The 13278-nt window shown below is 35.4% G+C and carries 12 protein-coding genes and 1 tRNA gene; 8 read left to right on the forward strand and 5 right to left on the reverse strand.

Translation table 11 applies throughout. The features are described from left to right. Positions 1 to 894 precede the first annotated feature (894 nt). Complete coding sequence (locus ACMZ42_RS07840) at positions 895 to 1635, reverse strand: hypothetical protein (RefSeq protein ID WP_415731091.1); 741 nt, start codon at positions 1633 to 1635, stop codon at positions 895 to 897. A gap of 424 nt (positions 1636 to 2059) precedes the next feature. Between ACMZ42_RS07840 and ACMZ42_RS07845 the strand changes: the two genes are divergently transcribed. The 6 genes from ACMZ42_RS07845 (at position 2060) to ACMZ42_RS07870 (ending at position 6981) form a co-directional block, all read left to right on the forward strand. Further along, the gene (locus ACMZ42_RS07845) at positions 2060 to 2698 is read left to right on the forward strand and encodes a recombinase family protein (RefSeq protein ID WP_415731092.1); all 639 of its coding nucleotides are present in this window, start codon (positions 2060 to 2062) and stop codon (positions 2696 to 2698) included. 543 nt (positions 2699 to 3241) lie between these two features. Continuing rightward, the gene (locus tag ACMZ42_RS07850) at positions 3242 to 4300 is read left to right on the forward strand and encodes a TIR domain-containing protein (RefSeq protein ID WP_415731218.1); all 1059 of its coding nucleotides are present in this window, start codon (positions 3242 to 3244) and stop codon (positions 4298 to 4300) included. Between the two features lie 377 nt (positions 4301 to 4677). After that, on the forward strand, positions 4678 to 5415 hold the full coding sequence (locus tag ACMZ42_RS07855; protein ID WP_415731093.1) for a hypothetical protein: 738 nt from the start codon (positions 4678 to 4680) through the stop codon (positions 5413 to 5415). A 176-nt stretch (positions 5416 to 5591) separates the two neighbouring features. After that, on the forward strand, positions 5592 to 6347 hold the full coding sequence (locus ACMZ42_RS07860; protein WP_375199676.1) for a hypothetical protein: 756 nt from the start codon (positions 5592 to 5594) through the stop codon (positions 6345 to 6347). Between the two features lie 16 nt (positions 6348 to 6363). Further along, the gene (locus ACMZ42_RS07865) at positions 6364 to 6489 is read left to right on the forward strand and encodes a hypothetical protein (RefSeq protein ID WP_375199675.1); all 126 of its coding nucleotides are present in this window, start codon (positions 6364 to 6366) and stop codon (positions 6487 to 6489) included. 418 nt (positions 6490 to 6907) lie between these two features. After that, positions 6908 to 6981: transfer RNA gene (locus ACMZ42_RS07870), tRNA-Arg, on the forward strand. A gap of 224 nt (positions 6982 to 7205) precedes the next feature. Here ACMZ42_RS07870 and ACMZ42_RS07875 read toward each other — a convergent pair. Continuing rightward, a complete protein-coding gene (locus ACMZ42_RS07875; protein WP_415731094.1) occupies positions 7206 to 7400 on the reverse strand; it encodes a MerR family DNA-binding protein in 195 nt (64 codons plus the stop codon). A gap of 118 nt (positions 7401 to 7518) precedes the next feature. Between ACMZ42_RS07875 and ACMZ42_RS07880 the strand changes: the two genes are divergently transcribed. Beyond that, positions 7519 to 7719, forward strand: coding sequence for a hypothetical protein (locus ACMZ42_RS07880; protein ID WP_370041634.1), 201 nt, complete (start codon positions 7519 to 7521; stop codon positions 7717 to 7719). 110 nt (positions 7720 to 7829) lie between these two features. Then, positions 7830 to 8117 (forward strand): hypothetical protein, encoded by a 288-nt coding sequence (locus ACMZ42_RS07885; RefSeq protein WP_370075507.1) that lies wholly within the window; start codon positions 7830 to 7832, stop codon positions 8115 to 8117. Between the two features lie 184 nt (positions 8118 to 8301). Here the strand turns inward: ACMZ42_RS07885 and ACMZ42_RS07890 are convergent, their stop codons facing one another. From ACMZ42_RS07890 to fdhF, 3 genes are read right to left on the reverse strand one after another with little or no spacing between them, the layout of a single operon-like run. Continuing rightward, entirely contained in the window at positions 8302 to 9348 is a 1047-nt protein-coding gene (locus ACMZ42_RS07890) for an Mrp/NBP35 family ATP-binding protein (protein WP_415731095.1), read from the reverse strand. Between the two features lie 16 nt (positions 9349 to 9364). Beyond that, complete coding sequence (locus tag ACMZ42_RS07895; protein ID WP_415731096.1) at positions 9365 to 9841, reverse strand: DUF1641 domain-containing protein; 477 nt, start codon at positions 9839 to 9841, stop codon at positions 9365 to 9367. Between the two features lie 4 nt (positions 9842 to 9845). Beyond that, complete coding sequence (gene fdhF / locus ACMZ42_RS07900) at positions 9846 to 12779, reverse strand: formate dehydrogenase subunit alpha (protein WP_415731097.1); 2934 nt, start codon at positions 12777 to 12779, stop codon at positions 9846 to 9848. Positions 12780 to 13278 lie beyond the last annotated feature (499 nt).

The following is a 13278-nucleotide window of genomic DNA, read 5'->3' on the forward strand; positions in this document are numbered from 1 at the left end:
TATTAATATTATCTATAGTATTAAGGGGAAATATATTAAATAAGCAGCCAAGTACAACACTTGCAATAACGCCATAGATTGTCATACATCCACCTACAACAATTACTTTATCCGAATAAATTGTTTTATCCATTATCGATTTCCTCATCAATATCTCCTTCTTTCACTGAAAACTCACATGATTAATTTGAATTAAATTATAATGAAAATCAGCTCCAAATAATACCTTTTTTAAGATGATTGTAAATTATTCCTATATTGAAATTATAACATAGTAGAATAATGACTGATTGAAAAGTGGAATTGTGCAACAATTGTTTAACCGTGTTACATGCACGATACGATAAGGTCAAAGTAACTTAGAAAACTAATCAGCAATAAAGCGCAGCGATTCATGGAAATATTCTTATACAATCCTCAAATTAAATAGTCATCCAAATAGTGGAACATAAGGGTGAGTGTATCGTCATGTAAAGCGTGTGAGTGAATCCAGATTTTTAATAGAGGAACAATGGTGTCAGCGAGAGTGAGTTCGATACCGTTTGGTTACAATCTATTGGTAACGGTTTTGCTGACCATTATTAAGCTACAATAGAATCCTGCTAACGGGAAGGAGCAACTAAAGGCAACTGCTTTGAAGCTTAGAGAGCCTTTAGCTGATATGTTTTTGGAATATTGTGAGGAGTTGTTTTGTCATGTTTAGCAAAGTCATTGCTGACCGATGCCGAACCAAATCTTTTATGGCTAGAACAGGTTGAAGCAAGGCAACATTCAGTCTTTTAGAACTAGGAGCGATATAAGCTCATAGAAGCGTACTTGTGATTTTTGCGAAAGCATAATATAAGGACTTTTGTATATGAGTTACTCACACACATAAGCTCTTGGTTTATGTAATTACTTTATTAAGTTACCGAAGAACGGTAAAGCTAATTCTTTAACAGCAATACCTACAGAACAGAGAGTATTAACACGTTCTAATACTTGGAAGAAACGAGAGAAATTTTCCTCGTTAGAAATTGGCTCTAACTGCTGGTGGTTTAAATATAAAGAGCCAAGAGATTGTTCAAGTGCAGGTTTTAGTGCATCTACTCCTGAGTATTTGCATATAAAAAGGGATTCGCGAATATTGTGTAAGTTTTGAACTAAAATAAATTTTGCATCATCAGGTAAATTTGATTCATCGATTGCTGTTATTAGGTCGTCAACTTCTGCGATTAACTTGTCAACTTCTTCTGAATTGATTGTTGCCTCATTTAATTCGTAATGATAGCCTATCGATTCCGCTAAGAATGAGAATGCTTCTAGTCTTTCTTCATTCAATGTGTCAAAGAAATGAGACATATCACCATCGATGTCTATTTTTGATATTGCATCTCCAATGATATTTAGATATTTTTTATTTCTTTCCGTATTTAATCTGCTATTCTGCTCGATTAGTTTTTTTGTGTCAACATAAAGTTTAAGCATGGAATTAATAGATTCTATAAGTGCTATTTTATTGTTTGCAGGAGAGTTTAAGTCTTCTGTAAGTTCGAAAGTTATACTCCAGGAAGTCTTGTAGCTATTATTTGGGTAAGATTGTCTGTAGGTTTTTTCTACTAAGTGATACAGGTTTAAGGCGGGGTTACTCAGCATCTGGTATTCTCCTTTATAATCCAATATAGATAAATTATACATCTTTTAGGTTTGTAGTTCTATTAATTATTCCCTTTTTATTCTGTGCAACATAAAAGTTTTTAAACTGTTATTAATTAACTTATTAACCTATCCTAATGAATCACAGATTAACTTGTATTGGTTTCTCCGTTGGGATAACAAAAGAAAAGGTAGCGATGTATAGAGGAAGTTGAGCTAATAGCATAGAGCAATGGAATTGTATCGAGATATTCTAAGAAAACTAGCATCTTCAACGAGAGGTACGGACAATTAGTGTTTACAAAGGCATACCTTTAGAAACTATCTGTAAATGAGTGAAAAATAGTTTGTAAAGGTATTGTTTTATTTTTATAAACGTTTATGATAAAAGTATAATCTTTACAAACGGAAATGAGGAACTAACATGACAAACACAAAAACATTTGGCTATGTACGAGTAAGTGACAAAGGGCAGAACACAGACCGTCAAGATATTAAGATGGTTGAATTGGGAGTAGATGAACGTGACATATTCATCGACAAAGCAAGCGGTAAAGATTTTGACAGACCACAGTATCAAGCACTTAAAAGTGTCATTCGAGAAGGTGACCTAATTTATCTTGATGCTTTAGACCGACTAGGTCGGAACTATGATGAAATAAAAACAGAATGGCAATTTATAACTCGTAAGTTAAACGCTGATATTGTCATTTTGGAAAATAAAGAGCTGTTCGATAGTCGCAAGTTCAAATCAATGGGTGATATGGGAAAACTAATGGAAGACCAATTCCTTTCCTTACTAGCTTATGTAGCTGAACAAGAGCGTAAGAAGTTGTTGAAGCGACAAGCCGAAGGAATTGCTGTTGCTAAAGCACAGGGGAAGCACTTAGGTAGACCACAATTAAACTTATCGACTTTATCAAAACAACAAAGAGCAGACCTTGAAGCGAATTATCAAGCTTGGAAAACCAAAGAAATTACAGGTGTACAATTCATGGAGAAATTGGGGCTGAAAAAGAACTCATTCTATAAGATTATCGGTGAATTTGAAGAATCTAAATAGCGCTAAAAGTATTGATTTATAAGGGTTTTGACCGCTTCATGACTATTCCTAAATAACAGATAAAACATTGATTTTATTGAGCTGTCATTAGCAGTCATGAACGTGACAAATGGCTTGTTAGAGGTGCATAGCGAGCTCATAGCTTGTCCTTAGAGGTTGAGTTGATACATTGGTCAGTGAAGGTCAGAAGCGTGTCACAGAGCCATTTCAAGTGTTACATGGCAAGGCTTAGGGGGGCGTAGTTAGCGATATTTTGAAGATGATGAATGAAGAATCAAAGCTACCTGCTACACGCACACCAAAAGGAAAATGAAGCGATACGAGAGCAAATTTGTGAAATTGAAGTGTATTGGAATCACTGATGATGAAATTAACAGTATTATGGAAGATTTTATACTTGGATAGCAATTTGCATAAGAGTAACCTTCAGAAAAGAAGGGATATAAACCTAATGTTTATATCCTTTTTTTGTTATGTACATAAATTGTTATGGTAAGTTATACTTTAAATGGAATATTTTTAGGGAGATGATTTATTTTGACTATGATTTTTATTAGCCATTCTACTAGAGATGGCGATTTAGCAATAAAGCTTATGGATTTACTTCAAACTCAGTTCAATTTACAAAGAGAAAATTTTTTTCTAACATCTGATGAAGAACTTAAGTATGGTGAAGATTGGATTGAAAGTATTAGAGTAGGTATGGATGAAGCAAATTTAGTATTACCATTGATTACACCTAATTTTTTGGGAAGTCAGTTTTGTTTATGTGAATTAGGAGCTACTTGGGTTAATCAAAAGGCGTTAGTACCTATAATTCTTCCGCCGCTAAACCATAGTGCTTTACAAGAAACACCTTTTCGTTCTTGGATGCAAAGTTTGACACTAAACTCTGAACAAGATTTAGCTAGATTAGCTCAGACAATGGTAGATAAAAATGTTGGGAAAGTTAATTTCCCTAGATTTAACACAAGAGCTAAGGCATTTTACAATGAAGTATTAGAGCCGTTTAAAGTTGAGATGGAGAGCAGGGAAGTGATTTCTGAAGCACTAGTAACTCAATTGAGAAAAGAGTTAAAACAATTCAAAGAAGCATATGACGAGGCGGAAAAAGAGAGTGAGCAGCTAAGAAAAGAAAATGAAGCCTTAAGAGATATGAAAGACAAAGAGGAGGTTAAAGCATATGAATATTCGAATATGGAAGATTGGGAAATGTTTACTGAGTTAGTGAGAAAAGTTAGCTCTACTTTGAGAAAACTCCCTAAAGTGTTACCAAGTGTATTATTTCAATCATTTAGATATGACAATAGAAAAAGTGATGAAAGAGGTTTATATTCACCGTCTGCCAATGATGAATTAAAAATTCTTGAAAATAGAGGATTTGTTGTATGGGATGATGGATGGCAACCAAATGAAATTCATCCTCAGATACACACAGCAAAGATTGCTATACAGGAGTTAAAAAAATTCTTAGACACTAACCTAACAGAAGAATTAGAAGTACGGTTTAATGAAGAATACGAAGGATTAATTTTTGATATGGCTTACTCTGATTTTTGGGAGAAGATTTTAGGGGTAATCATTTATCATTCAGGGGAGTAAACTCATTTTTTTATACAAAGCTCCAAACACAAATATACAGTTCACTGAATAGAAATAGTAGTTAATAATACTATGCAATATCAAAAAGTATTATTTACCATAAAATTGTAAAGTAGGAGTAACTCACCGCCTTAAATAATTAGGAGGTGTAGCATGGTACATAAAGCTGTTAAGGTAAGACCATATAAGCGTATCCACATGAGGCGTTTAGAATATGTTCGAGAGAATTAACGCTCGTATCCAACACGCTAGCCAAGTGAAATTTTTGAGTGAGGGTGAACTCTCCATAAGTTAACTTTGGTGGTGGGTTGCTAATGAATAAAGACTGAGAGAGCTGAAACAGGCTCTCTTTTTGATTATGTAAAAAGTAGGTGGAGATGGTGGTAAAAGCACAGTTGTACTTATATCAAAAGTTGCGTGAAAGGTTTCAAAAACCTTATGATTATTACATTGATGTTTACTTTAATAAAGTTGCTTTAGTTTTTAATAACTTGGAAGAAGAAGCTAATGAGATGGCGCAAAGTCATTATGAAGAGTTAGGACAGTACTTCGACCCTGATATACATGATGAAGCTGATTTTGCAGATTTTGCGTTTGAAAAAGGCTTGGAATATTATGAAGCTGTTTCTTTGGTTAAGTACAATAATCAGTTGATGTGGATTTCTACAATGTATCAGTTTTGGGAACAACAAGTAAGGAAGTTTTTATATGATGAAATTACACATTCAGGAGTAACTCTATGTAATGAGAAAGGTCAAGAAATTGATTTTAAAAACTATTGTACACGTGGAATAAATGCTATAAAAGAAGAGTTTGCAGATTTTGGACAAGACCTAGAGAAAATGAAGAGATGGTCAGATATAAATGAATTGAGATTGTTAGCTAATGTTATTAAACATGGTGATGGTGGTTCTGCAACAGAATTAGAAGTCCTAAGACCTGATTTATTTAAATCTGAAATAACTGAGAATAACTTATTGAAAATTCATAGAACAGTGCTTAATGAGCAAGTATTGAACGTGAGTGATTCAGATTTCATTAAGTATAAGGAAGCGTTACAGAGCTTTTGGGAAGAGCTTCCTGAACGACTTTATTGTGAGATACATGAGGTATGAAGTTGGAAATCATTCATGATTTAGTAAATTTATCCATACCTGTTTTTTTAGTGGAATAGGAAGTTTCCTGTAGGCTTGACTATGCTGTGGGCTAAATTTTGTAACGTGTACTCTATAAGTTCCTATTTCAATAATACGATAATTAATAGGTAAAAATTTTTGGGGGTGGTAAATTGGTGTTCAAACAGCGTAAATGGATTAGTAATGAAATACTTAATTGGGAAAGCTATTCTGATAGTAGTGTAGTCCTTGAAAAAGAGAAGGGCGAAAGAGCATATGAAATTTGGGAACATGCAAAAAGCCAAATTGAGAACAATGAATCGGAGTTTCATTTAGCTGATGGGATAACTAATTTGAAAAGAGCTTTGAATCATCGATTGAAGTTAATTGAAGAAATTTATGGTTTTAAGTTCATAAAAATAAATAATAAACCTAAGGGCTATATGGAGATACTAGAAGTTTTTGGTGTTGTTAGACCGTTCTTAATGAAACGTTTGTTAACAATTAGAAATGGTATAGAACATAATGACGAAAAACCACCTTCATATGAGCGATGTTTAGAGTTATTAGATGTTGTATGGTACTTTTTAAAATCAACTGATTCAATGGTGCAATTTGCTGTAAAAGATTTAGCATTTGAGCTTGATGAGGAAGGTGATAAACCGTATTATTTTGGCTTAAGATATGTACAGCAAGAAAGAGATATATTTATTATTAATGGTAAGATACCTGAAAAATTAATCTATGATGAACCTACACCTAATTCTATTGAAGTAGTATTGAGCGAAATTGAGGGAGTTAAGGATATAGGGCTTTCTATGGCATATGAAGAAAAAGTACTTGAACTATCACGTGGCTCTATTCATGGAGAAATAATTCTTAGTGATTTCGAGAAAATAAGAATTATCAATAAATTTGCGTTCTCCTATTGAGTGAGCAGATGTGAGTATGGCAGAAGGCAAGAGTAAGGTCAAAGAATGGTTTGTGAGCGTTCCTGTGAAGCCGACTGAACAAATTGGACAATTGAGTTCCAATGGGCGTACAGAGGAAGCTCAAGTGTTAAGAAAGCAATAAAATAAGAGTAGCAGAAGCGGGATAAACATTTAGTATATCTCGCTTTTTAATTTGAGATTAGTCTTGATACAAGATTAAATGACAACATTAAGTTGAAAGTCATGTAAGCTACATAAGCCATCTGATGGGCTGTAGGAACGTCTGTGAGCCTTCCTATGTGTGGTTGGATTTCATTCTGTAGTGATGCTATGAACTCTTTGGGGTGCTTATTGTGAAAAGAAGGTAGAGGGTGTTTTCCGATAATTAGGTAAGGTATCTTCTAAAATATAGGCTACCTGTATCAACCACACGAATTGAAGTTGCTAACGAAACGAACTGAGCTTTGCAATAGACTTGTTTAATGTTATCATTGGTTCAAAGATAGTTTCGGTCTAAAAACGTAATTTGACCGAATCCCTAAGTTCGTAGAAACGTAGTTGTCTCAGTAGCTCAGCAGGATAGAGCAACGGCCTTCTAAGCCGTCGGTCGGGGGTTCGAATCCCTCCTGGGACGTCTAAGGGTTCAGATAGAATAAGTTTTGAACCAACTGAAAAGCGCTTCAAATCCTTTGATATCAGGGATTTGAGGCGCTTTCCTTTTTCTGAGAATACGATAGAAAAGTGGAGAAAATGAAAAGTTTCTACACAAATTCTATTTAAGGAAATACAAAGAAAAATTTGATTAGAATTTAATTTGTAACAAATGAACTCTTTTGCAGATGATATGTCAAGGCATAGTTAATCTTCGTACCTATTTTCAGTTTCAGCTTCGTGTAGCACTTGTATTAATTCACTAATTTTCTCTAGATGTTGATAGGTTAGTTTAATGCCTTCTTCATTTTGAGATTTTTCACTTAGATCCATGTCATACAATTCAAATAGGGCAATAATTTCATCTAGACTAAAACCTAATGATTTTGCACGTAAAATCATTTTTATTCGTGCACCAATTTTAATGCCATTCTCTCTCCGTAAAAATTCTTTTGTAAATTAGAATAATTTGTATAAAAAAAGGAAAGAAATAGGTGTAAAAATGTTGGAGTTGATCGTTATGGAATTTGATAAAGAGTTAGAAATTTACTGCTACAGCTGTCGTAAAAAAACTGTATTTACACGTAAAGATATGCATAATAAAAGTGGAGTAGATAGTCACTGTAGTGAATGTTCAGGTATTTGGTTTGAATGGCAAAATCGAGCAGTAGAGAGAGAAATGGAAAAGTGGATTGAATATAATAAAGGGCTCGTAAATTAGAATAGTCAATGATACCAGCCTGAATGTCTCAAAAATGAGAGAAGCGAAAACCTATAAAAAGAGTTATAATATAATAGGAAGAAACTCAATAAAGAGAGATGGATTTTAACATGAATGAACAACTAGAAGATTGGATTACACGTTTTCAAAAGGAGAAAGATATAGAGGCCCTCGCAAACTTAAAAGACTATTGCTACTATATGATTGAACCTTTAATTGAGGAATTTACGGAGAAATACGGTGAAGATGCTGGGGAATTATTACGGTTAAAATGGGATAAGCGTTTTTATTTTATTTTTACAAAGTATCAATTAAATGTTGGGCTGCCTTTGGATTCTTTTGTTACAAATACGTACCGTTTTTATTTTATGCAGGTTTTAAAAAAGGCTGGTTATTGAATTACATATAGGGAAGTGTTTCAAGTTTGAACATGGCTCCATTAAAAAATCCTTGTCTCGTGTTAAACGTGAGACAAGGATTTTTGTGTTTTATCATGCTCTTAGGCGAGAGATTAACTGCCTGCAAAAGCCTGATGGGTAAGTAGGGGGATGAAGAAACCCGCCCACTGATGAAAGTTTCACTTTATTGATACATCATATCTTCTGCAAGGTGGGTAAATACCTCACCGATAATGGAGTCTTCGTCATAAACGGAAGAACCTGTATTTTCCTCAGGTTGCGCAAATGGAATTTGAGCGATGATACTTGTCTGAAGCTCATCTGCTAATTTTTCTGCGCCACCTTGACCGAATAGATAGTTCTTTTCACCATTTGAATTTTCAAAGTAAGCCATGTTTTCAACAACACCAAGAATCGTGTGGTTCGTATGTTGGGCCATCAGACCCGCACGAGAAGCAACATGAGAAGCTGCAAGGTGTGGTGTTGTTACAATAATTTCTTGTGCTTGTGGAATCATTGCTGCCATATCAATGGCTACATCTCCTGTACCAGGTGGTAAATCTATAAGGAGATAATCTAATTCGTCCCAATGTGTATTAACAAGGAAATTACGAATCCATTTGTTGAGCATTGGGCCACGCCACATAACAGGTTGGTTTTCGTTTGTGAAAAAGCCCATCGACATGATTTTTACACCATGACTTATTACTGGTATAGCTGTTTGGTCAATCATTGTTGGCTTTTGTTGAATCTTCATCATGGCAGGAATACTGAATCCATATATGTCGGCATCTAAAATACCTACACGTTTACCGAGACGGGCAAGAGCTACTGCTAAGTTAATCGTCACGGTAGATTTACCGACGCCACCTTTACCACTAGTAACTGCTATAAATTTGACACCAGAATCGGGTAGAAGCATTTTAGGCATACCTTTATCCGTAACTTTTTCTGATTTTAAAGAAGCTGTTAAACTACGACGTTCGTCATCTGTCATAGAACCAAATGTAATGGAGACATTTGATGCGCCGATTGCTTTCAACGCTTCTTCAACATCTTGTTGGATTTTGGCTTTCAGAGGACATCCTTGAATAGTCAAGATAATATCAAGTGAGATATCCGTACCGTTGACTTGAATATTGCGTACCATATTCAAGTCAACGATGCTTTTATGAAGCTCTGGGTCATCGATTTTCTGCAAAGATTTTAAAATGTGTTCGTTCGTTAGCATATTAGAAACCACCTTCCTATTTTAGGCCTTTGCCAAGCCCTTTTAAGAAGTGAACGCCAAAGTTTACAGCACGATTAACATCAGGATCTTTTAACATTTTGAATAACTTAAAGGCGCTAACTTTTTCATCCGATTCAACGGCTTTGTTCGCTTCATCTAAGCCGGTATTTAAGCCTTCAACAAGCTTTGTTGTTGTTTCTGGATTCAATTCGGTTAATGCTCCTGCAACACCCATTAAGTTGTTGATGATATTCGTCACAGGCTTACGCGTTAATTGACCAAGAGCGATATGTGCAACATCCTCTTTTGCTTCAAGTAGTTTCGTAGCTGCCTCTAGCGCTCCAATATCATTTAATTCTGCCATGATCGTAAAGACCTGATTCACCATTTCTTCATTCTCAGAAAGAAGTTGCTTTAAATTCTCTAACTTTTCTTCTTTTAGTTGCTCTTCTGTTACTTGCGTTTTTTGAATTGTCGTAATTGGTGCAGCCATGAAATCACTCCCTTTCGTTAGTTGTTAAGTGAACGTAACCAGGACGATTCCATTTACGTTGTACCTCAACACCATTTTGTGGATGACGTTTTTTATAACGCGGGTTTGTTCTAGGAAGTGGAGATTTTCCTTTTTGTTTCAATACTTCTACGCGTACTTTTGTTTGTTTGTACGCCGGTGTCGATGTATTGATGTCTCCAGCTGGCCCCGTTAAGAAATTAATCGCTGAATCTTTGCTAACAGAGTTCATAGGTAAGAAAAGTTCATTTCCTTGTACACGATCTGTTACTAGGGCATTTAATTTTAATGCGCCCTGAGGAGACACTAAACGAAGAAGAGCTCCATCTTCAATGCCGCGTTCTTTTGCTAGTTCTGGTGATACTTCAACAAAAATTTCAGGTACTTTGGATTGAATACCTTTTGATTTATTTGTCATATTACCTTCATGGAAGTGTTCAAGCATACGACCGTTGTTAATATGGCAATCATATTGCGCTTCATATTCAACCGGTCTGATCCAATCATTTAAAGCAAAGCGAGCTTTTTTGTCAGGGAAGTTAAAGCCATCCTCATATAGTAAAGGTGTGTCTTTACCATCATTGCTACCCCAACAGAAGCTACCCCAATTTTCTAATACATCATAGTTCGCTTGCGAGAAGAATGGAGCAAGACTAGCCATTTCAGCAAAGATTTCACTTGGGTGACTGTAATTCCAGTCAGCACCTAGGCGACGTGCTACTAATTGAAGGATTTCCCAATCAGCTTTTGATTCACCAAGTGTTGGTAATACTTGATATAGTCGTTGTACACGACGCTCTGTATTCGTGAAAGTACCTTCTTTTTCAAGAGAAGGTGCTGCTGGTAAAATAACATCCGCATATTGTGCTGTACGTGAAAGGAAGCAATCTTGTACAACAAAGAAGTCTAGTTGTGAAAGTACTTTATCTACATGGTTAGCATCGCAATCTACAAGTGCCATATCTTCCCCAACTAAATACATCGCTTTCATTTTACCTTCCATGATCGCATCTAACATTGCCATATTCGTACGACCTGGTTCAGGTTTGATTTTCACACCATATGCTTCTTCAAATTTCTTACGTGCTTCGTCGTCTATTACTTTTTGATTACCTGGTAATAGATTTGGTAGTGTACCCATATCACAAGCACCTTGAACATTGTTGTGACCACGAAGAGGGTAGGCACCTGCACCTGGGCGACGATAGTTACCAGTAGCTAGAAGTAGGTTAGAAATTGCAGCTGATGTATATGAGCCACCTGTATTTTGTGTAACACCCATACCCCAAAGTACACATGTACCGTCAGCATCACGAATCATTTCAGCAACATTTATCAACGTTTCTTTTGAAATGCCCGTTTCTTTTTCTGCATATTCTAGTGTGTATGTTTCAAGTACATCTTTAAAATCATCAAAGAAGTGCACGTTCTCTTTAATGAAGGCTTCATCATGCCAACCTTGATCGATCATGTATTTTGTAACAGCCATTAACCATACTTGGTCTGTACCTTGCTTTGGACGCATGAAAATATCAGAACGCTCAGCCATTTCATGTTTACGAATGTCGGAAACAATTAATTTTTGACCGTGTAACTTATGGGCACGTTTTACACGAGTAGCTAAAACAGGGTGACCTTCTGCAGGGTTTGCCCCAACAATAATAACAAGGCCAGCTTTTGCGATATCTTTGATCGTTCCAGCGTCGCCACCTATACCAACTGTGCGTAGTAGGCCATCTGTAGCTGGAGATTGACAATAGCGTGAACAGTTATCGACATCGTTTGTTTCGAATAATTGACGTGCCATTTTTTGAATTAAGTAGTTTTCTTCGTTTGTAATTTTTGAAGAAGAAATAAAGCCGACAGAACCAGAGCCATATTCTTTTTGAATACCACCTAGTTTAGTAGCAATTAAGTCAAGAGCTTCATCCCATGAAGATTCAACAAATGCATCATTTTTACGAATTAATGGTTTTGTAATTCGTTCTTCAGAGTTGATGAAGTCCCAGCCGAATTTTCCTTTTACACAAGTAGAAATAGCATTTACAGGACCTTCAGAAGGTTGTACTTTTAAAATTTTGCGATCTTTTGTCCAAACTTCAAACGAACAACCTACACCACAGAAAGTACAAACTGTTTTTGTTTTCTTCGTACGTTTACTACGCATAGCAGCCTCGACTTCAGAAACAGCAAAGATACCGCTATAGCCAGGCTCGACTTCCTTAATTAAACTAATCATCGGATCTAATGTTTCTTGTTTAAGCCCAGTCATAAAGCCAGCTTCACCAAGCATTGATTTTTCCATTAATGCGTTACATGGACAAACGGTAACACATTGCCCACAGCCTACACATGAAGAATCGTTAATGGCAACGCCTTCATCCCAAACTACTTTTGGTCTTTCAGCTTCCCAGTCAAGAGATAATGTTTCATTAACTTGTAGGTTTTGGCAAACCTCTACACATTGTCCACATGCGATACATTGGTTTGGATCATATCGATAAAACGGGTGCGACATATCTACTTCGTGTGGTTCGACTTTTGGTTGATACGGATATTTTTGATGTTCGATTTCCATTAATTCTGCTGTGTTGTGTAATGTACAATTTCCGTTGTTATTATCACAAACAGTACAGTACAGTAAATGATTTTCTAGTAGACGGTCCATCGCCTCTGTTTGTGCAGCTTTCGCTTTATCAGAAGTAAGTTGGATATCCATGCCGTTTACTGCTTTTGTTGAACAAGAGCGAACTAATTGTCCATTCACTTCGACGATACATGTATCACAAGTTTCGATAGGATCAACAGATGGTACATGACAAATTTGTGGATGGGCGATGCCATTTTGATTAATGGTATCAAGTATTGTAGCTCCCTCTGCTACATCATACGGTTGGCCATTAATTTTAATTGTAGTCAAAGTATTTTCCTCCTTTTGCTCTTTGAGACTTATTTGACAACAGGTTAATACTTAGGATAAATCGGGAATAGAGTTACGAGTTTTATTTTGATTGTCTTGTTACTTTTAAAAAATTGTCTTGTTATAATGTCATTTCCCAATTTGTCCAATTTCTACACCAACATAGATGAAGAAACATTAATTATTAGTTGTCGATGTTGATATTGCTCAAAAATAAAAAAATCCACCATGAAAAGGCATGTACTAACATGCTATTTATTCATGGTGGATAAAATTCTTAACAGGCCTTGCTAAAAATTCAATCAACTTTTATTTTTTATTCAATATAACTATAGAATATAAATATTAAAACCACCATGCCTATAGTTCAAACTTATTTGTATGAAACCATGACATAGGAATCAAAATACTTTCATTCCATATGTAATACCAATTATTATAGCCTTTTCAGCCAAAATGGACAATAATTATAATAAAATTTATTAACTGATAATAATTA

Source organism: Lysinibacillus sp. NPDC056185 (genome assembly GCF_047737915.1).
Classification (GTDB): domain Bacteria; phylum Bacillota; class Bacilli; order Bacillales_A; family Planococcaceae; genus Lysinibacillus.